The following is a 22,255-nucleotide window of genomic DNA, read 5'->3' on the forward strand; positions in this document are numbered from 1 at the left end:
AGCACTAAATTACTTTTGTTTTTTGTTGTTGTTTTTATAATAGTTTTTGCTTGAACTACTAGAATTGTCGTTGCCGTTATTTGCATAATTGTTAGCACGGCGATTGTTATTGTTGTGAGAAGATGCGTTTTGGCTGTGTGAATTGCGTGTGCGCGTATATCCTACCTCATTATTTTGTTGTTGCAACACCGAATTTTGATTCAGCTTTGCATTTTGTTTTTTGTTTACTCGAATTAAATTATTGGTTGCCAATAACGAATCTTCAATTTTACGCAAATCAATTGCGCCTTTAGATAATTCGTACATGTGTGCTTCAATAACCGAATCGTCAACCGATTCTTCGTTCCATTTTAAATAACATTTTTTCATGTGATTGGCAATGGACATAATTAAAGCATTTTTCATATCGCCATCTTCCCAATCTTTGGCAACATTAATCATGTTTAAAATGTTGTTTCCGTAAAAACGATATTTAGGTTTGCGTTGCGGATAATCTAATTTTTGAGCGGTGTATTTACTGGTTGTAGGTACGGGTTTTGGATACGGAGAATCTACATCCAATTTAAAATCAGACATAATAAATAACTGATCCCATAATTTATGCTGAAATTCAGGAACGTCGCGTAAATGCGTATTAAAGCTTCCCATAACTTTAATGATATATTGCGCGGCTTGGTTGCGTTGCTCCTTATCTTCAATTTGGATTGCTCGGTTAATATAATCTACAATAATTCTACCATATTCAGGTATTATTAACCTGTCTTTGTTAGAATTATACGACAATTCACTTGGGGTTTCCCTATCTTTAAACATAAATTATGGTAGTAATTAATTATAATGAAATGATGCCTTCTATTTGCGTAAGTTCTAAGTACTTATCAATAATGCTTTGAGAAGATGGCATAATTACACGAATAGAAACGGCAGTAAATTTTCCGGTAGAAGAATTACGAACGTCAATTTTCGCATCGGCACCTTGAAATGAATCTTTAATGGTTTGTACCTTTTCTTCAGAAACGGGTACAATAAATTTAAATAAATAATCTAAAGGCCATTCTGAAGATTTATCTAATTCTTCTTGAAGTCTTTTATAAAAATCTTGTTCGTTTTGATTCATAATGAAAATATTAAAGTGGACAAATATACATTAGTTGGCCTATTATTTAAAGCTAACCCAACATATTTAACGTAGTTTTTTTAGTATTAACCAAATTTTGAGGTATTTTTTATTCAAAAGTCGTAAATTTGCCATTTATTCAAAATACCGTGAACAATAAAATTGTAGTAATTATTGGTGGTCCAGGATCGGGCAAATCAACCATTATAGAATATTTAACGCAAAAAGGTTATTCTTGTTATCCAGAAATATCAAGACAAGTAACTTTAGAGGCAAGAGAACAAGGAATTGATCAATTATTTTTAGAACAACCGTTACTTTTTAGTGAACTTTTACTAAAAGGGCGCATTAATCAATACCAAGCTGCTAAACACGAAGATAGTAAATTTGTTTTTATTGACCGAGGAATTCCTGATGTAATTGCATATATGGATTTAATTGGCGATAGCTACCCAGAAATGTTTACAAATGCTTGTGATGAACATCGTTACGATCATATTTTTTTATTACCACCTTGGGAAGAAATTTATGTTAGCGATAGCGAACGTTACGAAAGTTACGAACAAGCCGTACAAATACACGAACATTTAACTAAAACCTACAGTGGTTTTGGTTATAATTTAATTGAAGTTCCAAAAGATACGGTAGAAGCACGTGTTGATTTTATTTTATCGCATTTAGAAAAATAGTTTTATATTTAACATAGAACATAATTTATAAGTAATTCATGACCAACGCACTCGATGTTTTAAAAAAATATTGGGGATTTGATGAGTTTAGAGCACCTCAAAACCAAATCATTGAATCGGTACTAAACGGAAACGATACCTTAGCACTATTACCTACGGGCGGCGGTAAATCTATCTGTTTTCAGGTTCCGGCATTAATGAAACCCGGTATTTGTTTGGTAGTTTCTCCGCTTATTGCGTTAATTCAGGATCAGATTCAAAATTTAGAGAAAAAAAATATAAAAGCCCTCACTCTTTCTGGGGGCTTATCTTTTACAGATACCAGCAATTTGTTAGATAACTTGCACTTTGGTGGCTATAAGTTTTTATATATTTCTCCTGAAAAATTACAAACCGATTGGATTTTTGAACGCATTCAAAAATTAAACATCAATTTAATAGCGATTGATGAAGCGCATTGTATTTCACAATGGGGACATGATTTTAGACCGGCTTACACACAATTAAAAAAATTACGCGAAAGTTTTAAAAACATTCCCATTATTGCCCTTACGGCATCGGCAACACCAAAAGTGCAAGCTGATATTTGTACACAATTGGATTTAAAAAATGTTGCGGTGTTTAAAAAATCTTTCACGCGAGAAAATTTAGCCTATTTTGTAGTTCCGTTTCAAGACAAACTATACAAAATTCAACAAATACTTACCAAAAACACCGGCACCTCAATTATTTATGTAACAAGCCGAAAAGCTTGCATAGAAATTGCCAATCAATTAAATAGCTTACAATTTAAAGCAACCTATTTTCATGGAGGCATATCACGCCATGAAAAACAAAAAAACATGGATTTATGGTTGCAAAACCAAGTGCAAGTTATAGTTGCAACTAATGCTTTTGGAATGGGCATTGACAAACCCGATGTTAGAACGGTTATTCATTATCATGTACCAGAAAATCTAGAAAATTATTATCAAGAAGCTGGCCGTGCAGGGCGCGACGGACAAAAAGCATTTGCAATTATTTTAAATGCACCGCACGATATAACCAATACCGAAAATCAATTTCTTAGTAATTTACCTACTAAAGATTTTGTACAATTAATTTACAAAAAACTCAATCAATATTTCAGAATCGCCTATGCCGAAGGACAAAATGAAACCTTTACCTTTAGCCTAGAACATTTTTGTATGAAGTACGATTTGCCAATTACAAAAACCTACAATGCCATTCAGTTTTTAGACACGCAAGGCGTAATTTCTTTAAGCAAAGAATTTAACAACCAAGCCAAAATGCAATTTGTTGTACCGAGTAAAGAAATAATTCGTTATTGCAGCATTTATAATGAAGATGCAAACATTGTAGAAAGCATTTTACGCATGTACCCCGGTATTTTTGAGATAGAAATGGCAATTCGTATAGAACATATTGCTGCTAAAAACAACACAACAAACGAAAAAGTTGTTGCCGTTTTAAATAAATTGGCCGAAAAACAAATAGCAGAAATAGATTTAAGCACAACCGATTCTAAAATCACCTTCAATCAAATCAGAGAAGATGAACTAACCATTAATCGCATCGCAAAAAACATAAAAAGGCAAAATCAGGATAAAATTGAACGTTTTGAAGCGATTAAAAACTACATAACCGATGAAACGTTATGTAAAAACAAAATTATTACAGCGTATTTTGATGAAGCTGCAACAGCAGATTGTGGCATTTGTAGCGTTTGCATTGCAAAAAAAGGTAAGAAAACAGATGCAAAATCGATTCGTAATAATATTTTAACCACCATTCAAAAACAACCAAAAACTGCTCGCGAGCTAGAACAAGAATTACAAATAGAAGCCGAGCAATTATTGTCCGAACTTTTATATTTATTAGAAGAAGAACAAATTAAAGTAAACGATAAAAATAAATACCACATATAATGGAAAAATTACGCATTGTGTTTATGGGCACACCCGATTTTGCAGTCGGAATTTTAGATGCAATTCAACAAAGTGAACATGAAGTTGTAGGCGTGGTTACCGTTGCCGACAAACCTGCCGGACGCGGACAAAAAGTAAAATATTCTGCCGTTAAAGAATATGCTTTAGCCAATCAATTACCTTTATTACAACCAACCAATTTAAAAGCAGACGATTTTTTAACACAATTAACCGCTTTACAAGCCAATTTATTTGTTGTGGTTGCGTTTAGAATGTTACCTAAAGTTGTTTGGGCGTTACCAAAATTGGGTACATTTAATTTACATGCTTCATTATTGCCAGAATATCGTGGCGCAGCACCAATTAACTGGGCTGTTATAAATGGAGATAGCCAAACCGGAGTAACAACATTTTTCATTGATAATAAGATTGATACGGGCGAAATGATTTTAAGCGAAGCTACACTGATTGGTCCGAACGAATCTGCTGGCGAATTGCACGATCGATTAATGCATTTAGGCGCTCAAGTTGTTTTAAAAACTTTGCAGTTAATTGCTACTAACAACGTAACAACGCAAAAGCAAGTAGAATCTGCAAACATCAAAACAGCTTACAAACTAAATCGAGATAACTGTAAAATTGATTGGCAAAAACCAGGAATAGCCATTCACAACCAAATACGCGGCTTATCACCCTACCCTGCTGCTTGGTCGTTTTTAGAATTAAATGGTGAAGAATTAAACATAAAAATTTACGAAGCACAATTTATTTCAGAAAATCACGATATAACAACAGGAACAATTATAACCAATAAAAAACAAATAAAAGTTGCGGTATCAGGCGGATTTGTTGAACTTTTAAGTTTACAATTACCCGGAAAAAAACGTATGAAAAGTTACGAAATTTTAAACGGGACAACTTTTAACAGCGAATCTAAAGTATATTAAATCTAAAAAGTGCTTTTTTTGCACGGTTTTTATGTTTTTTTTTAGATTTTGCTTGTGTAATATTTAAATCCGTTTAAATTTGTAGTTATAAAATTTGTTAATCAATCTATCTAATAACTTTATTATGAACAAATCTGAATTAATCGATGCTATTGCTGCTGATGCAGGAATCACTAAAGCAGCTGCTAAGTTAGCTCTAGAATCATTTTTAAAAAATGTAGGAACTACGTTAAAAGACGGTAAAAAAATCTCATTAGTAGGTTTTGGATCATGGTCAGTTTCTGAAAGAGCTGCTAGAGAAGGTAGAAACCCTCAAACTGGTAAAACTATTAAAATTGCTGCTAAAAAAGTAGTTAAATTTAAAGCAGGTGCTGAATTAGAAGCTGCGGTAAACAAATAATTGAAAATACATTCAATAAATAGTTTTATAAAATCTCTCAATTTTTGAGAGATTTTTTTATTTTAAACCGTTTTTTTTTATTAATTTAATTGAAAAATAAATACTTTATGGTTGTTAAAAAAGGAAATGTTTTGATTGCGCAGCCTCAAAGTTCGTGCACTGATATTTTTGATAAAAGTTTAATTTTCATTGCAGATCATCACACCAAAGGCAGCGTAGGTTTTATATTAAATAAACCCTTAGAATGTACGTTAAATGATTTGTTGCCAGAAATACATGCAGATTTCACCATTTATCGTGGCGGACCTGTTGAAGATGAAAATTTATATTTTATACATAAAGTACCGCACCTTATTCCAAATAGCGTAAAAATTTATAAAAACATATATTGGGGCGGTGATTTTAGCACTGTACAACAACTTTTAAACAGCAATGCCTTACAAGACAGCGATATTATGTTTTTTTTAGGTTATTCAGGTTGGGGTGTAAATCAGCTTATGGATGAAATTGAAGAAGAACATTGGTTGGTAAGCCAACAACAAGAAATAAATTTTACCCAAACTTACAACAGCTGGGAGCGTAAAATAAAAGAGCACAACCCAGAAATGGCTTTCTGGATTAATGCTCCTAATAATCCTTCGTACAATTAAATACTTGCGTTTAGTAATTGTAGTACTTTATGTGCAACTTGGGTTGTAAATGTTTTTTTACGGTATTTGGTAATAGGCTGAATACCTTTTATGGCATTGGTTAAAAACAGCTCATCAGCTTTTTGCAAATCAAAAGGAGAAATAGCTCTTTCTGCAATCACAAATTCCGTGTCTTTTTTCAAAATACGTAATAAATGTTTACGTAAAATTCCGTTTAAACAACCGTCGCTTAAAGGCGGGGTTATAATGGTATTGTCTTGTACTAAAAATAAATTGCTATCAATAGCTTCGGCAACATTTTTATTGGTGTTTAAAATAATACAATTATCATATCCATTTTCTTTAGCATAAATTCCTGCTGTTATTTGTACCATTCTATTGGTACTTTTTATGGTAGATAAAAGCTGTGCGTTAATGGTATAATCTTTAAATAACTCTACCTCATACGGCGCATCTGTAATAAAATACGATTCGTTTTCTAAAGGTTGTGCATGAATTAAGTACGAAACCGCATCGGTTTTAGGTACATAAAAACCTTCACTTTCTCTAAAAACAGTAATTCGAATACGATAAGCAGCTGCAGGTTCACAAGTATTAATTAAATTAGTTATTTGCTCGTCAAAAAATTCCATTGTAAAAAACATCGGAATTTCCATTCGCAAAATACGCATCGAAGCCATTAATCTGAAATAATGATCTTCTAAAAATAATATTTTATTTTGACTAACTTTAATTGTTTCAAAAACAGCATCTCCATACAAAAATGCGCGGTTGTGACTGATTGCAAGCCTAAATTCTGATGCAATTTGCCCGTTAAAATTGTACATATTGAACTTATTAGTTTAACAACGCAAATATACTATTTGTAAATTAAACAGAACCTATCACTTGCTTTAAATCTGCAATTTGGTTTTCCCACAGTTGGGCTGCTTCTTTCATATCATCTTCGTAAGCAAAATCAACTACAAATAAAGAAACATCTTTGGTTAATTCATGCTCAATAATACGTAATTCAAAAAAATAATCGGTATCCTGCTCGTCTTCATCTTGCCAACGAAACTTTACTTTTTCGCCAGATTTTTTTGAGGCCAACCTTGCTTTTTCTTCAGATCCGTCCCAAATAAAAGTAAATAATTCTCCTCTAGAATTTACGTTATCAGCAAACCATTCTTGTAATCCTGATGGCGTAGAAATATATTGATATAACAATTGCGGTGACGATGTGATAGGAAATTCTAACTCGTACCTAACTTTTTGTTCCATGTTTTCAAATTTTTTGAAATATATATATTAATTAAAAAATAAAAAAATTTATTCTGTTCTTTTTTTAAATACTTACTTGCACAACAAAAAAAAAGGTTTATATATTTGCACCCGGATTAGGAAACCAACTTTTTAATCTAAGATAAATTATGGCGAGGTAGCTCAGTTGGTTAGAGCGCAGGATTCATAACCCTGAGGTCACGGGTTCAACTCCCGTCTTCGCTACGAAATAAAAAAACCAAATCGATTTAGATTTGGTTTTTTTGTTTTATGTAATTTTAACAACGTTTTTAATACATCCTAATGCAGCAATTTTGCTAACTTCAATATTCCGATCTAAATATTGTTTATCTTCATTTACCAACTTCACATAACCAGATCCTAAATCAGATTTATATACATATCGAATGGTTTGATACGTTTTTTTGGCATCAATATAAATTGATAAAATGTACATTTTTTTGTACTCAATTTGCTTTACGTCAACCGGTACGTTTTGGTACACCACGTAATCACCTATTTCTAAAACAGGTTCCATATTATCGGTTTCAACTTGTGTTGCACCATCACCATCGGTAATTCCGGGTAAGCTTACAAATGTTTTTTGGGTATCTTTTAGTAAATCAGCATCCTTGTTTAGGCATTGTGACAAAGGTAAAAACGGAATTTTATTTTGCTCTTTGCTTTTAACTTCGGGCTCTACCTCAACAATTTTACTTGTCATTTTCTTTTTAGGTCCTTTACCGGTAATTAACCATTCGGGATTAATTTCAGGACATTTATTAAAAACCAATTCAATATCAAACGTATTTCTTGATTTCCAATTCGATAAAACTTGGGGTTTAATTCCTAAAAATTTAGCAAAATCTGCGTTAGTTTCAAATTTATAATGCTCAATCAGCTTATTTATTATATGCGTTTTATTCATATCAGAACTGTAATAATTAATACCAAGATTTTAGAGCTGAAAACAATTTGGAGGCTGTAAACGTTTAAAACAATAAATAAAAAACAATAGTATTTTCTTAATAAACTAATTTTTCTTAAAAATAGTATAAAAACACGAGTTATTTATCTAAAAAATGCGTTGAAGCAATTTTTTTAAAGCATAAAATACGTATTTTTAACAAATAATACAAAAATGACTTGCTGTTTTATGGAACCAAATACTGAAATTTGCCTTTTCTGGTTTAGACGCGATTTAAGAGCTTTTGATAATCATGGTTTTTATAAAGCTTTAGCAAATAATCCAACCGTAGTTCCAATTTTTATTTTTGATCCTGAAATACTAAAACGTTTTGATTGCGAAACAGATAAACGTTTGGCTTATATTATTGAAAAAGTAAAGCAATTAAAAAAATCAATTAATCTTCAGGTATTTTTCGACCAGCCGATTACTGTTTTTAATCAATTAGTACAAAAGCATACTATTACCGCTGTTTATACCAATCAAGATTACGAACCACAGGCAATAGCTCGTGACGCACAGGTTAAAACCTTTTTAGCAACACATAACATTGCTTTTCATAGCTTTAAAGATCAGGTTATTTTTCATGAAAACGATATTTTAAAAACAGATGGTTCGCCTTATACCGTTTTTACGCCTTATTCTAAAAAATGGAAAGAAACGTTTAACTCAACCATTTTTAAAAGCTATCCTAGCGAAAAGCTGTTAGATAAAATCGCAACTTTTTCAATTTCTAATTTTGCAATTGATCAACTACCTTTTTCACCGCAGCAGGTTGCCATAAACGAAACCGTTGATTTATCAATTGTGAAAAAATATAATGAAACTCGAGATTATCCTGGAATACAAGGTACAACCGACATTGCTACTGCCTTACGTTTTGGAACCGTTTCTATTCGAGCTTGTGTAGAAATAGCACATCAGCATAATGAAACTTGGTTAAACGAGCTTATTTGGCGTGAATTTTACTTGCAAATTCTTTTTCATTTTCCGCAGGTTGTTACGCAATGTTTTAAACCCAAATACGAAAACATAAATTGGCGAAATAATGAAACCGAATTTCAGCTTTGGTGTGAAGGAAAAACAGGATATGCAATTGTAGATGCAGGCATGCGCGAACTAAATCAAACCGGAAAAATGCACAATCGGGTGCGAATGGTGGTTGCTAGCTTTTTATGTAAACATTTATTAATTGATTGGCGCTGGGGCGAAGCATATTTTGCACAAAAGCTTTTAGATTATGATTTGGCTGCCAATAACGGCAATTGGCAATGGGCAGCAGGTTGCGGCTGTGATGCGGCGCCGTATTTCAGAATTTTTAATCCGTACGAACAAACTAAAAAATTTGATCCAAAACTAACCTACATAAAAAAATGGGTTCCGGAATATGACGAATTTTATGAATTATTACCTATTGTAGATCATAAATTTGCACGCGAAAGAACTTTAACAACCTACAAAAAAGCTTTAGACAACGTTTAGTTGCTAAAGCTTTTTTATTTTGAAATAAATTGTATCTGTGCTCGTTGTATTTACAATAGCTATTTCAAAAAAACATGAACAAAATCTATTTTCCCACGTTTGTATTTCTTTTATTTTTAAACATTTCGTGTACCAAAACACATTCAGAATCAGTAAACCTAATTGATACAACCAATATGGATCTTACTGTAAAACCCGGAAATAATTTTTATCAATATGTAAACGGCGGATGGATGAACAAAATAAACGATCCGGAAGCTGCAATTTCAGATTTAGATGCATTTAGTTTGGTTAGCAAAAAAACCGATTCAATATTAACAGAATATGTTGCAGAACTTATAGAAACAAATAATTATACTGCAGATTCTGACATTGGTAAAGGCATTAACTTGTACAAAACGTATATAGATTCTACAAAACGTAACGCACAAGGCATTCAGCCTTTATTACCAGAATTACAAGCTATTGACCAAATTAATAACTTAAACGATTTAAATCAGTTTTTATCCGAAAATGCTTTGCTTGGTGGTTATGGATTATATGAATTAAGGGTTGGTTCTGATTTAAAAGATTCAAATAAAAACTCCATTTTTTTAACCGCAAGCGGATTAGAATTTCCAAACACCTCCTATTACACAGATAAAGACGAAAAAACACAACAACTTAAAGCTGCTTATAAAAAACACATAGCAATCATGTTGCAGTTTGCATCAATTTCTGTTAAAGATGCAGAACAAGCCGCAGAAAATATTTTTGCAATAGAAAATCAGTTGGCTCAAGCATCTTTAACCCAAAACCAAATGCGCAATGCCAATTTAACCTACAACCCAACTACCTTGGCTGAGTTACAACAACTAAATGCTGAAATAAATTGGAAGACCATTTTTGAAGCTGCCGGACTTAAAAATGCAAAAACCTTAAATGTAAAACAACCCAATTATATAAAAGCTTTGGCAAATGTGTTACAATCACAAAATATTGATGAAATAAAAAATTATTTAAAATGGAAATTGCTAGCTAGTAAATCTGAATATTTATCAGAAGAAATTGCTTTAACACATCAAAACTTTTACAATCAATATGTTTTTAATCGCCAACCGTATCAAACAATTTATGATGAAGAAGCGGTCGAGGTAATAAACGAGCATCTTCCACAAGCTTTAGGTAAAATTTATGTAGAGCAGTATTTTTCGGAAGATGCGAAAGAAAAAGTAGAGGAAATGATTACTAATATTATTGAGGCATATCGAATCCGAATTAATCAATTAGATTGGATGGATGCCAAAACCAAAAAAGGCGCTATTGATAAGTTAGATAAACTAATTATTAAGGTTGGATATCCTGACGAATGGGAAGATTATTCAGCTTTAACCCTTTTCAGTCCAGAAAACGGAACATATTACGAAAACCAACAACAATTAACCCGTTGGCAAAACCGCAACAATTTTGCACAATATAAAAAAACTGTTAATAAAGCCAATTGGGATAGCGAAGATGCGCCGCAAGAAATTGATGCATATTACAGCCCTAGCAACAATGAAATATTATTTACGGCTGCCTTTTTACAACCACCGTATTTTGATGTTTTAGCAGATGATGCCGTAAATTACGGAGCCATAGGTACGGTTATTGGGCACGAAATTTCTCATGCGTTTGACGATCAAGGTTCACAATACGATGCCAACGGTAATTTAACCAATTGGTGGACCGATAAAGATGCTGCGCATTTTAAAACCTTGGGTAAAAAACTAAGTGCCTATTTCTCTAATTTACAACATAGACCGGGCATGCATTTAAATGGAGAAAATACATTAGGAGAAAACATCGGAGATTTTGGTGGCGTACAAGCAGCTTACGATGCATTACAACTGCAACAAAAAAAACAAAAACAAGGCATGATTGATGGTTTTACGCCCGAACAACGTTTTTTTATTTCTTACACAAACGTTTGGCGAACAAACGCTACGGACGATGATGTTGCCTATCAAATAAAAACGGATTATCATGCACCCGATTATTACCGCAGCTTTGTTCCGTTACAGCATACCGATGCCTGGTACAAAGCCTTTACCATTTCACCATCAGATTCTTTATATATCGGACCAGAAAACCGAATAAAAACATGGTAAATTTAAAAAGCTCTTGTAAAAAAGAGCTTTTTTTGTATTTCTTGTAAAACAAAATCAATATTTCGTTTTATCCTTTTTTTTAATACATTTACAAGCAAACAAATCAAAATCAATAATGAACAACATTTTTAAAGTTAACGTAAACAAGGTATTTGACTTTAATTTGTCTGAGCAAGACAGTGCAAGTTTAGATGCTGTTTCGCTTAACACCGAAAATTATCACATAGTACATCAAAACAAAACGTACACAGCCGAAATCGTAAAAAAAGATTTCGTAAACAAAACCTACACGGTACTTATTAACAATAACGAATATGTAGTTTCAATCGCCAATCAATTGGATCAATTGATTAAAGAAATGGGATTTGAAGTTGGTAAAACCAAAATTGTTAATGCCATTAAAGCACCCATGCCTGGTTTAATTTTAGAGATAAATGTTGCGGTGGGCCTAGAAGTTCAGGAAGGCGAAAATTTATTAATTCTTGAAGCCATGAAAATGGAAAATAGTTTTGATTCACCACGTTCTGGAATCATCAAATCAATCGCTGTAACTAAAGGACAAGCGGTAGATAAAGGCCAATTATTAATTGAATTTGAATAATCAAAAAAAAAAAAAATATTAGTTGCAAATCGTGGTGAAATTGCACTACGTGTAATGAAAACAGCTCGTAAAATGGGCATTAAAACGGTGGCGGTTTACTCAGTTGCCGATCGTCAATCGCCTCACGTTAAATTTGCTGACGAAGCTGTTTGCATTGGCGAAGCACCTTCTAACCAATCGTATCTTTTAGGCGATAAAATTATTGAAGTTTGTAAAGCATTAAACGTTGATGGCATTCATCCCGGATACGGATTTTTATCAGAAAATTCAAAATTTGCACAATTAGCCGAACAAAACGGCATTACATTTATCGGTCCAAAATCTCATGCGATCGAAGTAATGGGCGATAAATTAGCAGCTAAAGAAACCGTTAAGGCGTATAACATTCCTATGGTTCCTGGTTTAGATCACGCCATTACCGATATTGATGAAGCCAAACAAGTAGCTAAAGAAGTTGGTTTTCCAATCTTAATTAAAGCTTCTGCAGGCGGTGGTGGAAAAGGAATGCGCGTGGTAGAAAAAGAATCAGATTTTGAATCGCAAATGCAACGCGCCATTTCAGAAGCAACATCGGCATTTGGTGATGGATCTGTTTTTATTGAAAAATATGTAGCTTCTCCGCGTCATATCGAAATTCAAGTTTTAGCCGATACGCACGGCAATGTAGTTTATTTATTCGAGCGCGAATGTTCAATTCAACGCCGTCATCAAAAAGTAGTTGAAGAAGCGCCTTCAGCCGTTTTAACTCCAGAAATTCGTAAAGCCATGGGCGAAGCTGCTGTAAAAGTGGCAAAATCTTGTGATTATGTGGGTGCTGGTACGGTTGAATTTTTGTTAGATGAAAACAAAAATTTTTACTTCTTAGAAATGAATACGCGTTTGCAAGTGGAACATCCGGTTACCGAATTAATTACAGGAATTGATTTAGTTGAGATGCAAATTCGCGTAGCTCGCGGCGAAGTACTTCCTATAAAACAAGAAGATTTACATATTAAAGGCCATGCGTTAGAATTGCGTGTGTATGCCGAAGATCCGTTAAACGATTTCTTACCTTCTGTAGGAAATTTAGAAACGTATATTTTACCGCAAGGCGAAGGAATTCGTGTTGATAATGGTTTTGAACAAGGCATGGATGTGCCTATTTATTACGATCCAATGTTATCAAAACTAATCACTTATGGTAAAGATCGTAACGAAGCCATTCAAATTATGCTAAAAGCCATTCAAGATTATAAAATTGAAGGCGTAAGCACAACCTTACCTTTCGGAACATTTGTTATAGAGCATGATGCATTTGTTTCTGGAAATTTTGACACCAACTTTGTTAAAAAATTTTACAGCCCAGAAATCATTAAAGAAAATCAAGCTAAAGAAGCCGAAGTTGCAGCAATGCTAGCTTTAAAACAATATTTAACCGATCAACAAATTTTACGCGTACCAACTAAATTGTAGTTTTTATTAATCTCATTTTTAAAAACGTAAAAGCAAAAAACATGAATTCAAAATTCGATATATTAAATAAAAAATTAGCCGAAGCAAAATTAGGTGGAGGCGAAAAACGTATTGCAGCGCAACACGCAAAAAAGAAATTAACCGCACGCGAGCGCATTGAATATTTTTTTGACGAAGGATCGTTTGAAGAAATCGGTGCTTTTGTTACTCACCGTACCAAAGATTTTGGTTTAGATAAAGAACATTATTTAGGCGATGGCGTAATTACCGGATACGGAACCGTAAACGGGCGTCTAGTTTATGCCTTTGCACAAGATTTTACTGTTTTTGGTGGCGCGTTATCAGAAACGCATGCCGAAAAAATTTGTAAAGTGATGGATATGGCCGTAAAAGTTGGTGCACCAATGATTGGTCTTAATGATTCTGGCGGTGCGCGCATTCAAGAAGGTGTTCGTTCGTTAGGCGGCTATGCCGACATATTTTTCAGAAACGTACAAGCTTCTGGTGTAATTCCACAAATTTCTGCCATTATGGGTCCTTGTGCTGGCGGAGCTGTTTATTCTCCAGCAATGACCGATTTCACGATGATGGTTGAAGGATCATCTTACATGTTTGTTACCGGACCAAACGTAGTAAAAACCGTAACAAATGAAGAAGTTTCTGCTGAAGAATTGGGTGGTGCATCAACACATTCTACCAAATCTGGAGTAGCACATACAACATCGGCTAATGACGTAGAATGTTTAGAAGATGTAAAACGTTTATTAAGCTATATTCCTCAAAACAATCAAGAAGTTGTTGAAGATTTACCTTATGAATTAGGAAGCGAAGTGCGCGAGCAATTAAATACCATTGTTCCAGACAACGCAAACAAACCTTACGACATGCACGAGGTAATTAACCACGTGATTGATGAAGATTCGTTTTTTGAAATTCATAAAAACTTTGCAGAAAACATTATTGTAGGTTTTGCTCGCATTGGTGGTAAATCAGTTGGTATTGTAGCAAATAACCCCATGTTTTTAGCCGGTTGTTTAGATGTAAATTCGTCTACAAAATCGGCGCGTTTTGTACGTTTTTGCGATGCTTTCAACATTCCGTTATTAGTTTTAGTTGATGTACCAGGTTTTTTACCAGGAACAGATCAGGAATGGAACGGAATTATTGTTCACGGTGCTAAATTATTATATGCCTTATCAGAAGCTACCGTACCAAAAGTTACCGTAATTACTCGTAAAGCTTACGGTGGAGCTTATGATGTTATGAATTCTAAACACATTGGTGCCGATTTAAATTACGCATGGCCAGGTGCTGAAATTGCAGTAATGGGCGCTAAAGGTGCATCAGAAATTATTTTTAAACGAGAAATTGCTGAAGCTGCCGATCCTGCTGCAACATTAGCTGAGAAAGAAGCTGAATACGCACGTAAGTTTACCAATCCGTATAAAGCTGCACAACGCGGTTTTATTGATGAAGTTATCTTTCCTGAAGATACACGCAGAAAGTTAATTAAAGCTTTTAAAATGCTAGAAAATAAAGTAGTTGCAACGCCAAACCGCAAACACGGTAACATTCCGTTGTAATATTTCAAGTTATATTCTTTACTAAAAACGTTCAGCTGTAGCTGAACGTTTTTTTTTATCTGTCAGTTAGTCAGTTAATAAAAAAAGGAATAGTATTTGAAAAGATAATCTAAATATTTACGTAAAGAAACTGGAATAAAATAGTACCTTTACTTCACTAAGGATTTTTCGTCCACAAAAAAACAAAACATGACAATAGAAAACAACCATGTAGTTACTTTAAACTACACATTACATACCATTGAAGAAAATGGTGAAAAAACATTCGTAGAGCAATCTAACGCAGAACAACCATTATCCTTCTTATACGGAGTTGGAATGATGATTCCTAAATTTGAACAAGAAATTGCTGGTTTAACAACTGGAGATAAAAAATCGTTTGTAATTGTTCCGGCAGAAGCTTACGGTGAAAAAGATCCGAACGCAGTTACACAATTACCAATTGATATGTTTAAAGATCACCCACAAGGTTTACCACCAGTTGGCGCATTTTTACCATTATCTGACAACCAAGGTAACAACTTTACTGCTGTTGTTTTAGAAGTTACTGATGAAGCGGTTATTGTTGATTTAAATCACCCAATGGCAGGTAAAACTTTAAACTTTGATGTTGAAGTTGTTAGCACACGCCCAGCTACTGAAGAAGAATTAGCTCACGGTCATGCACACGGTGCTGACGGAAACGAAGCTCATTAATATACAAACGCTTAACTTTGGTTAAGCGTTTTTTTTTTGTTTAGCGTTTGCAATTGTATATTTGTAAAAATAAAATACATGACAAATCCAGATCCGCTTCATGGCATGAAGTTGCAAAATATATTAGAAGAAATGGTTGAGTTTTTTGAAGGTTGGGATGCTTTAGGAAAAGAGATTCCGGTAAACTGCTTTTTAAAAGATCCGAGCATCAAATCGTCTTTAACTTTTTTACGTAAAACGCCTTGGGCTAGAGAAAAAGTTGAGCGTTTGTATGTAAAAATTTATCCACATCTTAAAAAAAACAAATCGAATTCGTAATACCGAATTCGATTTGTTTTTTTAAGTTTTCTGCGGTTTTTTTCTGGCTGCTGGAAATAATATATTATTTAAAATTAACCGATAACCAGGCGAATTGGGATGCAAATCTAATAAGGTTGGTGCATCTCCTACCCGATGCTGATAATCTTCCGGATCATGTCCGCCAAAAAAAGTAAACATGCCCTTGCCTTTGGTTCCGTGAATATAACGAGCTTCATTATTTTGCATGTTTTTTCCCATCACTAAAACATTGGCTTTTACCAATTCGGGGTTAAAAGCGGTAGTTTGCCCCATAAATCCTTTTACCAATTGGGTATGATTTTGACATAACATGGTTGGAATAGGATCCCACTTGGCCGAATATTCCATCAACGTAAAATAATCTACATCAGGTAAAATACGGCGTTGCTCGGTCATATCAATATCTGAAAATTCATAACGCGTTGGGCTTCTTTCTAAAACAAAATCTTTAAACGCAAAAGTTTTAGCATAATCTATTTGCGCTTGATAATTGGGTGAAGTTGCATCACCATCGAACATTGGTTCGCAAATATCAACGCCTTCTGCAGATAAAGCAATATCAAAGCTGTCGGTTGCCGAGCACATAGCAAACATAAATCCGCCACCAATAACAAAATCTCGAATTTTATGAGCTACTGCTAATTTAGCATCAGAAACTTTGTTGTATCCTAAACTTTGTGCCAATTCTTCGGCTTGTTTTTTTTGCTCAATGTACCAAGGTGCGCTTCGATAAGCACCAAAAAACTTTCCGTATTGCCCGGTAAAATCTTCGTGGTGCAAATGCAACCAATCGTACAAAACTAAATCGTTTCGTAAAACTTCGGTATCATAAACGGGCGTAAACGGAATTTCGGCATAAGTTAAAACCAACGTTACGGCATCATCCCAAGGCATTTTGCCCGATGGCGTATAAACCGCAATTTTAGGTGCTTTTTCTAACAAAACAACTTCTTGATTTTGCGAGGGCGCTGCTATTTCCTGGATTAATTGTTGCTGCTCGGCATCGGTTAAAACCTGATATGAAACACCACGAATTTGACATTCTTTACGAATATGCGGCGCATCAGCTAATAAAAAACTTCCGCCTTCGAAATTTAATAACCATTGCACCTTTATATTTTGCGCTAATGCCCAATATGTAATTCCGTAAGCTTTTAAATGATTTTTTTGATTGTCGTGATCCATAGGAATTAGGATGTACGAAGCGAAACTTGTGGTTTGATATAGAAAAAAGAAAAGAAACAAAAATAAACGAGCCATAGCGTAACAGATTATAAGCTAAATATAAAATAAAAAATCCCAATATAAAATTGAGATTTGTATTTTTAGAACGGTACGTCGTTATCGTCATTAAAATGATTCATACTGCTACCAAAAGCTTCGTTAGCTGATGGCGGATTGAATGGTGAAGGAAATGGCGATGAATCGTCATTCATTCGAGATGGTAATTCATTCAAATCAATTCCTGTTGAATCTAAATTATCAAACTTACCTTGCGATCCGATAAATTTTAAACGAATGTTATCTAAGCCCCCGTTACGGTGTTTTGCTACAATAAATTCGGCTTGGCCTTGGGTTGGTGTTTCTTCTTCATCATCCCAGGTGTCAATTTTATAATATTCAGGACGATAAATAAACGAAACAATATCGGCGTCTTGCTCAATCGCTCCAGATTCACGTAAGTCAGAAAGCAACGGACGTTTAGATGGTCCACGAGTTTCTACCGCACGAGAAAGCTGAGAAAGTGCAATAACCGGAATATTTAATTCTTTAGCTAATGCCTTTAAGTTACGCGAAATGGTAGAAATTTCTTGCTCACGGTTTCCGCCGCCTTTGTTGTTACCACCTGCTGTCATTAACTGCAAATAGTCAATAATTATAATACTGATATCGTGTTTAGATTTTAAACGACGTGCTTTAGCACGCAAGTCGAAAATAGATAAAGATGGCGTATCATCAATAAATATTTTAGATTGTTCTAGATCTGAAACTTTATTGGTTAATTGCGTCCATTCGTGCTCTTCTAAATCACCTTTACGTAATTTTTCTGATGACAATCCGGTTTCGGCAGAAATTAAACGTGTAATTAACTGCACCGATGACATTTCTAACGAGAAAAACGCAACAGCTTTACCGTACTGAATGGCAATGTTACGTGCCATAGAAAGTACAAAAGCGGTTTTACCCATACCCGGACGTGCTGCCACAATAATTAAATCGGACGGTTGCCAACCTGAAGTTAGGTTATCTAATTCAGTAAATCCAGTTTTAATTCCAATATCAACGCCTTCTTTTCCTTTAGATTCAATAACGGCTTTGGCTTGATTTACTAAACTTTGTGCGGTTTCTTCACTGCGTTTTGTATTTCCTTGGGCAACATCGTATAAACGTGCTTCGGCTTTATCTAGTAAATCAAAAACATCGGTAGCTTCATCATAAGCTTCTTCAATAATTTCGCTCGAAATACGAATTAAACTACGCTGAATAAACTTTTGTAATATGATACGTGAATGGTATTCAATATGCGCTGAAGATGAAATGCGTTGGGTTAATTCTATTAAATACAAATCGCCACCCACACGATCTAATTTGCCCATTTTACGTAATCTTTCTGAAACCGAAAGAATATCAATTGGTGCCCCGTCCTGAAACAAGCTTACAATTGCCTCGTAAATGGTTTGATGCGCTTCTTTATAAAAAGCTTGCGGAACTAAAATATCAATCACCTCATCAACACCTTTGGTGTCAATCATCATAGCACCTAAAACGGCTTCTTCCATCTCTAAAACTTGAGGCGGAAGTTTCCCTTTTTCAAGACTAATCAGTGTAGATTTATCTAATTTTTTAAGGGGTGATATTTTATCTAAATTTTCCATATGACAAAAATAGAAATAAAAAATTCGAGTTGCTTGTTTTTTTTAATAAATTGTATGAAGCAAGATAGAAATCTTTTAATCGAATAAAAAATCCGACATCATAATTATGATATCGGATTTTTAAAATATGTTTTATGTTTTTATTCGTTAAAAACACCCATTTTACTGTATTTTTCAATACGTTCTGCACGTAATCTTTCCATCGGAATTTTACTTAACATGGCGTACGAACTTAAAATGTATTCTTTAACCGTGTTAAATGTTGTTTCACGATCGTAATGTGCACCACCAAGCGGTTCAGGAATAATATCGTCAACTAAATTATTTTGTTTCATATCAAATGAAGTTAGTTTTAAAGCTTCGGCAGCACGTTCTTTATGCTCCCAGCTTCTCCATAAAATAGAAGAACAAGATTCTGGAGAAATAACAGAATACCATGTGTTTTCAAGCATAAAAACTTTATCTCCAACACCAATTCCTAAAGCACCACCAGATGCACCTTCACCAATAATAATAGTAATAATTGGCACTTGAATACGGAACATTTCAAAAATATTACGAGCAATAGCTTCTCCTTGTCCTCGTTCTTCAGCTTCTAAACCTGGGTAAGCTCCTGGAGTATCAATTAAAGTTACTACCGGAATGCCAAATTTTTCTGCCATACGCATTAAACGTAAAGCTTTGCGGTAACCTTCTGGATTTGCCATACCAAAATTACGGTACTGACGCGTTTTTGTGTTGGTACCTTTTTGTTGACCAATAATCATGAATGATTGATCACCAATTTTACCTAAACCACCAATCATGGCTTTATCATCTTTAACTCCACGATCTCCAAATAATTCTAGAAACGTATCGCCACATAAAGCTTTAATATAATCTAATGTATACGGACGATCTGGATGTCTTGATAATTGAACACGTTGCCACGCCGATAGGTTTTGGTATATATTCTTTTTAGTATCTTCTAACTTTTGTTGAATTTGGTTATGTGTAGCAGTTACATCTACATTTGATTCCTTACCTAAAGATTCACATTTAGCTAATTGCTCTTCTAATTCTTTAATCGGTAATTCAAAATCTAAATATTCCATGTTGTTTTGAGTTTGAATGCTAGTTTGGACTACAAAGATAAAATATTATTTAAAAAAAATGCTATTTCTCTATCTGTTTTACGTTCCAGTAGTTTTTTATTAATACGTTTAATATAATTGTTCCTAAAATAATGGCACCCCCGATATAAAATTCTGGCCCCATTTTTTCTGTTTCAGGAAATAAAATTACAGCTAAAATAATACCATAAATGGGCTCTAAATTTATAGTTAACATTACGGTATATGGCGAAATATATTTCATAATTTTTATAGAACCTACAAACGGATAAGCGGTACAAAACACGCCTAAAATGGCAATAAAAATCCAGGTATTGGTAGATAAGGTATAAAACTGAGGGCCAAAATCACCAATAAAAAACATATAAATGGATAATAAAGAAACACCACCAACTATTTCGTAAACCGAAACGCCAGTAGGATCATATTTTTCAGCAAACTTAGCGTTAATTATTGAAAATAATGCGGATAAAAAAGCTGCTACTAAGGTTAATAAAATTCCGCCTAAATATGCACCTTCGTTAACTCCGTAAATTAAATACAATCCAAAAATAACAAAAACGCCAAATAAAACTTCATACCAAACAATGCGGCGTCCGTAAAAAATGGGTTCTAAAAATGAGGCGAAAAATGCTCCGGTAGAAAGCGTTGCTAAAGTTGTTGAAACGTTTGAAATTTCGATAGCTTTAAAAAAAGCCAACCAATGCGCAGCAATAATACCGCCACAAAGCATAAATTTAATTATGGTTTTTCGGTCGTACGTTAAACTAATTTTTTTCAGCTTGGCGTAAATAAAAATTACAACCAAAGCAATGGTCATTCTGTACCATGTTTTTGTTGCTGCCGAGGTTTGAATCAATTCTCCTAAAACCCCAGTAAAACCCCAAATTAAAACAATAAGATGTAATTGTAAATAGCTTTTAAGCTTAACGTTTTGCATTACGTAACAAATAAATGGCTAAAATTCCGAAAACAACATTAGGCAACCATACGGCAACTAACGAACTAACAGAAGATTTTTCGGCCAAGGTTCCAAAAATTTTATCAAAAAATATGTAAGTAAAAGCCAAAGCAATACCAATGGCTAAATTAATCCCCATTCCGCCACGTCGTTTAATTGACGAAACTGAAACTGCAATTATGGTTAGAATAAAAGCAGAAATTGGAATACTGTATTTGCGGTATTTAACTACCTCGTAAGTATTGATGTTAGAAGAACCTCTAATTTTTTCTTTATCAATAAAATCGTTTAATTCTTTTAACGACATGGTTTCGGCCGCATAAATAACCGGAACTAAATCATCTACATCAAAATTAAACCTCATGGTTTTAGCATCTTCCCGTTCTAAAATATCATTCATTTCGCCAATGGTACGCTTGTTATAGCCGTACAATGTATAGGTTGTATCTTCTGGATTAAACTTAATACGATTGGCAGAAATTTTATATTCTAATTGGTTGTCGTTAAACTTTTCGTAAGAAAAATTATATCCTGTTTTAGTTCCGTAAATAAAGTTACTTGCATAAATAAATTCATCAGCACTAATTTGTCGGTAAATATCTAACGACTCCCGGGTTTCGGCATTATTTTTTAAATACGTGTACCTAAAATCATTATAACCTTTGCTGGCATTTGGTACCAAATAAAAGCCCATAATACTAACAAAAACACAAACAATGGTTGCCCCAACTAAATACGGACGTAAAAATCGCGTAAACGAAATTCCGGAACTTAAAATTGCTACAATTTCGGTATTGTTTGCTAGCTTAGATGTAAACCAAATTACCGATAAAAATAAAAATATCGGAAACAACATGTTGGCAAAATAGATGGTAAAATCTAAATAATATTTTAAAATTTTATCTATCGGCACCTTATTTGCAAGCATTTTGTTTACCTTTTCGGCCACGTCAACAATTATCCCGATTGGGATAAACATGAGCAGCATGACAAAAAAGGTTGCCAAATAGCGTTTTAATATGTATCTATCAATAATACCCAGCATATACCACGTTTATATTGC

Annotated in this window: 22 protein-coding genes and 1 tRNA gene; 13 read left to right on the top strand and 10 right to left on the bottom strand. The window is 33.8% G+C overall.

The annotated features are described in order from the left end of the window. Positions 1 to 9: 9 nt before the first annotated feature. Positions 10 to 813 carry a DUF4290 domain-containing protein gene (locus K5I29_RS07700; protein WP_264432174.1) on the bottom strand — a complete coding sequence of 268 codons (804 nt, stop codon included), beginning with the start codon at positions 811 to 813 and terminating at the stop codon, positions 10 to 12. A gap of 19 nt (positions 814 to 832) precedes the next feature. Continuing rightward, positions 833 to 1,117, bottom strand: a complete 285-nt coding sequence (locus K5I29_RS07705) for a DUF493 domain-containing protein (RefSeq protein WP_264432177.1) — start codon at positions 1,115 to 1,117, stop codon at positions 833 to 835. Positions 1,118 to 1,266: 149 nt separating this feature from the next. Between K5I29_RS07705 and K5I29_RS07710 the strand changes: the two genes are divergently transcribed. From K5I29_RS07710 to K5I29_RS07730, 5 genes are all read left to right on the top strand, one after another. Then, positions 1,267 to 1,806 carry an ATP-binding protein gene (locus K5I29_RS07710; protein ID WP_264432178.1) on the top strand — a complete coding sequence of 180 codons (540 nt, stop codon included), beginning with the start codon at positions 1,267 to 1,269 and terminating at the stop codon, positions 1,804 to 1,806. A 38-nt stretch (positions 1,807 to 1,844) separates the two neighbouring features. Further along, entirely contained in the window at positions 1,845 to 3,734 is a 1,890-nt protein-coding gene (locus K5I29_RS07715; RefSeq protein WP_264432181.1) for a RecQ family ATP-dependent DNA helicase, read from the top strand. Then, on the top strand, positions 3,734 to 4,681 hold the full coding sequence (fmt, locus tag K5I29_RS07720) for a methionyl-tRNA formyltransferase (RefSeq protein WP_264432182.1): 948 nt from the start codon (positions 3,734 to 3,736) through the stop codon (positions 4,679 to 4,681). Before K5I29_RS07715 ends, fmt begins: the two co-directional genes overlap by 1 nt. A gap of 124 nt (positions 4,682 to 4,805) precedes the next feature. Continuing rightward, entirely contained in the window at positions 4,806 to 5,081 is a 276-nt protein-coding gene (locus K5I29_RS07725; RefSeq protein WP_264432183.1) for an HU family DNA-binding protein, read from the top strand. A gap of 107 nt (positions 5,082 to 5,188) precedes the next feature. Further along, positions 5,189 to 5,731 carry a YqgE/AlgH family protein gene (locus tag K5I29_RS07730; RefSeq protein WP_264432185.1) on the top strand — a complete coding sequence of 181 codons (543 nt, stop codon included), beginning with the start codon at positions 5,189 to 5,191 and terminating at the stop codon, positions 5,729 to 5,731. Here K5I29_RS07730 and K5I29_RS07735 read toward each other — a convergent pair. Together K5I29_RS07735 and K5I29_RS07740 are read right to left on the bottom strand one after the other, a co-directional pair. Then, a complete protein-coding gene (locus K5I29_RS07735) occupies positions 5,728 to 6,558 on the bottom strand; it encodes an aminotransferase class IV (protein WP_264432188.1) in 831 nt (276 codons plus the stop codon). The two genes, K5I29_RS07730 and K5I29_RS07735, sit on opposite strands and share 4 nt — an antisense overlap. 43 nt (positions 6,559 to 6,601) lie before the next feature. After that, a complete protein-coding gene (locus K5I29_RS07740; protein ID WP_264432189.1) occupies positions 6,602 to 6,994 on the bottom strand; it encodes an START-like domain-containing protein in 393 nt (130 codons plus the stop codon). A 151-nt stretch (positions 6,995 to 7,145) separates the two neighbouring features. On the opposite strand from K5I29_RS07740, the gene K5I29_RS07745 reads away from it, so the two are divergent. Continuing rightward, positions 7,146 to 7,219, top strand: a tRNA-Met gene (locus tag K5I29_RS07745). A 43-nt stretch (positions 7,220 to 7,262) separates the two neighbouring features. Here the strand turns inward: K5I29_RS07745 and K5I29_RS07750 are convergent. Then, the gene (locus tag K5I29_RS07750; RefSeq protein ID WP_264432190.1) at positions 7,263 to 7,922 is read right to left on the bottom strand and encodes a helix-turn-helix domain containing protein; all 660 of its coding nucleotides are present in this window, start codon (positions 7,920 to 7,922) and stop codon (positions 7,263 to 7,265) included. A 228-nt stretch (positions 7,923 to 8,150) separates the two neighbouring features. On the opposite strand from K5I29_RS07750, the gene K5I29_RS07755 reads away from it, so the two are divergent. The 7 genes from K5I29_RS07755 (at position 8,151) to K5I29_RS07785 (ending at position 16,222) form a co-directional block, all read left to right on the top strand. Beyond that, the gene (locus K5I29_RS07755; protein WP_264432192.1) at positions 8,151 to 9,443 is read left to right on the top strand and encodes a cryptochrome/photolyase family protein; all 1,293 of its coding nucleotides are present in this window, start codon (positions 8,151 to 8,153) and stop codon (positions 9,441 to 9,443) included. A 74-nt stretch (positions 9,444 to 9,517) separates the two neighbouring features. Next, positions 9,518 to 11,572, top strand: coding sequence for a M13 family metallopeptidase (locus K5I29_RS07760; RefSeq protein ID WP_264432195.1), 2,055 nt, complete (start codon positions 9,518 to 9,520; stop codon positions 11,570 to 11,572). A 115-nt stretch (positions 11,573 to 11,687) separates the two neighbouring features. Next, entirely contained in the window at positions 11,688 to 12,173 is a 486-nt protein-coding gene (locus K5I29_RS07765) for an acetyl-CoA carboxylase biotin carboxyl carrier protein subunit (RefSeq protein ID WP_264432197.1), read from the top strand. Between the two features lie 15 nt (positions 12,174 to 12,188). Continuing rightward, on the top strand, positions 12,189 to 13,625 hold the full coding sequence (gene accC, locus K5I29_RS07770) for an acetyl-CoA carboxylase biotin carboxylase subunit (protein WP_264435178.1): 1,437 nt from the start codon (positions 12,189 to 12,191) through the stop codon (positions 13,623 to 13,625). 41 nt (positions 13,626 to 13,666) lie between these two features. After that, positions 13,667 to 15,208 carry an acyl-CoA carboxylase subunit beta gene (locus K5I29_RS07775; RefSeq protein WP_264432199.1) on the top strand — a complete coding sequence of 514 codons (1,542 nt, stop codon included), beginning with the start codon at positions 13,667 to 13,669 and terminating at the stop codon, positions 15,206 to 15,208. 189 nt (positions 15,209 to 15,397) lie between these two features. Then, positions 15,398 to 15,904: an FKBP-type peptidyl-prolyl cis-trans isomerase gene (locus K5I29_RS07780; RefSeq protein WP_264432201.1), complete on the top strand. Its 507-nt coding sequence runs from the start codon at positions 15,398 to 15,400 to the stop codon at positions 15,902 to 15,904. 78 nt (positions 15,905 to 15,982) lie between these two features. Further along, positions 15,983 to 16,222 (top strand): VF530 family protein, encoded by a 240-nt coding sequence (locus K5I29_RS07785; RefSeq protein WP_264432202.1) that lies wholly within the window; start codon positions 15,983 to 15,985, stop codon positions 16,220 to 16,222. Positions 16,223 to 16,243: 21 nt separating this feature from the next. On the opposite strand, the gene K5I29_RS07790 is transcribed toward K5I29_RS07785, so the two are convergent. The 5 genes from K5I29_RS07790 to K5I29_RS07810 form a co-directional block, all read right to left on the bottom strand. Continuing rightward, positions 16,244 to 17,503, bottom strand: a complete 1,260-nt coding sequence (locus K5I29_RS07790; RefSeq protein WP_264432205.1) for an asparagine synthetase B — start codon at positions 17,501 to 17,503, stop codon at positions 16,244 to 16,246. Positions 17,504 to 17,568: 65 nt separating this feature from the next. After that, positions 17,569 to 19,119, bottom strand: coding sequence for a replicative DNA helicase (gene dnaB / locus K5I29_RS07795; protein ID WP_264432207.1), 1,551 nt, complete (start codon positions 19,117 to 19,119; stop codon positions 17,569 to 17,571). Between the two features lie 140 nt (positions 19,120 to 19,259). After that, positions 19,260 to 20,213, bottom strand: a complete 954-nt coding sequence (locus tag K5I29_RS07800) for an acetyl-CoA carboxylase carboxyltransferase subunit alpha (RefSeq protein WP_264432209.1) — start codon at positions 20,211 to 20,213, stop codon at positions 19,260 to 19,262. A 61-nt stretch (positions 20,214 to 20,274) separates the two neighbouring features. Continuing rightward, positions 20,275 to 21,171, bottom strand: coding sequence for a DMT family transporter (locus tag K5I29_RS07805; RefSeq protein WP_264432211.1), 897 nt, complete (start codon positions 21,169 to 21,171; stop codon positions 20,275 to 20,277). Continuing rightward, positions 21,158 to 22,237: an LptF/LptG family permease gene (locus K5I29_RS07810; RefSeq protein WP_264432212.1), complete on the bottom strand. Its 1,080-nt coding sequence runs from the start codon at positions 22,235 to 22,237 to the stop codon at positions 21,158 to 21,160. Before K5I29_RS07810 ends, K5I29_RS07805 begins: the two co-directional genes overlap by 14 nt. Positions 22,238 to 22,255: the final 18 nt, after the last annotated feature.

The sequence above is a fragment of the Flavobacterium agricola genome, assembly GCF_025919725.1.
In the GTDB taxonomy this organism is placed as follows: Bacteria; Bacteroidota; Bacteroidia; order Flavobacteriales; family Flavobacteriaceae; genus Flavobacterium; species Flavobacterium agricola.

Excerpts from the sequence above, each read along its gene's own strand:
- K5I29_RS07700 (WP_264432174.1), bottom strand. The coding sequence starts at position 813 with ATGTTTAAAGATAGGGAAACCCCAAGTGAATTGTCGTATAATTCTAAC.
- K5I29_RS07705 (WP_264432177.1), bottom strand. The coding sequence starts at position 1,117 with ATGAATCAAAACGAACAAGATTTTTATAAAAGACTTCAAGAAGAATTA.
- K5I29_RS07715 (WP_264432181.1), top strand. The coding sequence starts at position 1,845 with ATGACCAACGCACTCGATGTTTTAAAAAAATATTGGGGATTTGATGAG.
- fmt (WP_264432182.1), top strand. The coding sequence starts at position 3,734 with ATGGAAAAATTACGCATTGTGTTTATGGGCACACCCGATTTTGCAGTC.
- K5I29_RS07725 (WP_264432183.1), top strand. The coding sequence starts at position 4,806 with ATGAACAAATCTGAATTAATCGATGCTATTGCTGCTGATGCAGGAATC.
- K5I29_RS07730 (WP_264432185.1), top strand. The coding sequence starts at position 5,189 with ATGGTTGTTAAAAAAGGAAATGTTTTGATTGCGCAGCCTCAAAGTTCG.
- K5I29_RS07735 (WP_264432188.1), bottom strand. The coding sequence starts at position 6,558 with ATGTACAATTTTAACGGGCAAATTGCATCAGAATTTAGGCTTGCAATC.
- K5I29_RS07740 (WP_264432189.1), bottom strand. The coding sequence starts at position 6,994 with ATGGAACAAAAAGTTAGGTACGAGTTAGAATTTCCTATCACATCGTCA.
- K5I29_RS07750 (WP_264432190.1), bottom strand. The coding sequence starts at position 7,922 with ATGAATAAAACGCATATAATAAATAAGCTGATTGAGCATTATAAATTT.
- K5I29_RS07755 (WP_264432192.1), top strand. The coding sequence starts at position 8,151 with ATGGAACCAAATACTGAAATTTGCCTTTTCTGGTTTAGACGCGATTTA.
- K5I29_RS07760 (WP_264432195.1), top strand. The coding sequence starts at position 9,518 with ATGAACAAAATCTATTTTCCCACGTTTGTATTTCTTTTATTTTTAAAC.
- K5I29_RS07765 (WP_264432197.1), top strand. The coding sequence starts at position 11,688 with ATGAACAACATTTTTAAAGTTAACGTAAACAAGGTATTTGACTTTAAT.
- K5I29_RS07775 (WP_264432199.1), top strand. The coding sequence starts at position 13,667 with ATGAATTCAAAATTCGATATATTAAATAAAAAATTAGCCGAAGCAAAA.
- K5I29_RS07780 (WP_264432201.1), top strand. The coding sequence starts at position 15,398 with ATGACAATAGAAAACAACCATGTAGTTACTTTAAACTACACATTACAT.
- K5I29_RS07785 (WP_264432202.1), top strand. The coding sequence starts at position 15,983 with ATGACAAATCCAGATCCGCTTCATGGCATGAAGTTGCAAAATATATTA.
- K5I29_RS07790 (WP_264432205.1), bottom strand. The coding sequence starts at position 17,503 with ATGGCTCGTTTATTTTTGTTTCTTTTCTTTTTTCTATATCAAACCACA.
- dnaB (WP_264432207.1), bottom strand. The coding sequence starts at position 19,119 with ATGGAAAATTTAGATAAAATATCACCCCTTAAAAAATTAGATAAATCT.
- K5I29_RS07800 (WP_264432209.1), bottom strand. The coding sequence starts at position 20,213 with ATGGAATATTTAGATTTTGAATTACCGATTAAAGAATTAGAAGAGCAA.
- K5I29_RS07805 (WP_264432211.1), bottom strand. The coding sequence starts at position 21,171 with ATGCAAAACGTTAAGCTTAAAAGCTATTTACAATTACATCTTATTGTT.
- K5I29_RS07810 (WP_264432212.1), bottom strand. The coding sequence starts at position 22,237 with ATGCTGGGTATTATTGATAGATACATATTAAAACGCTATTTGGCAACC.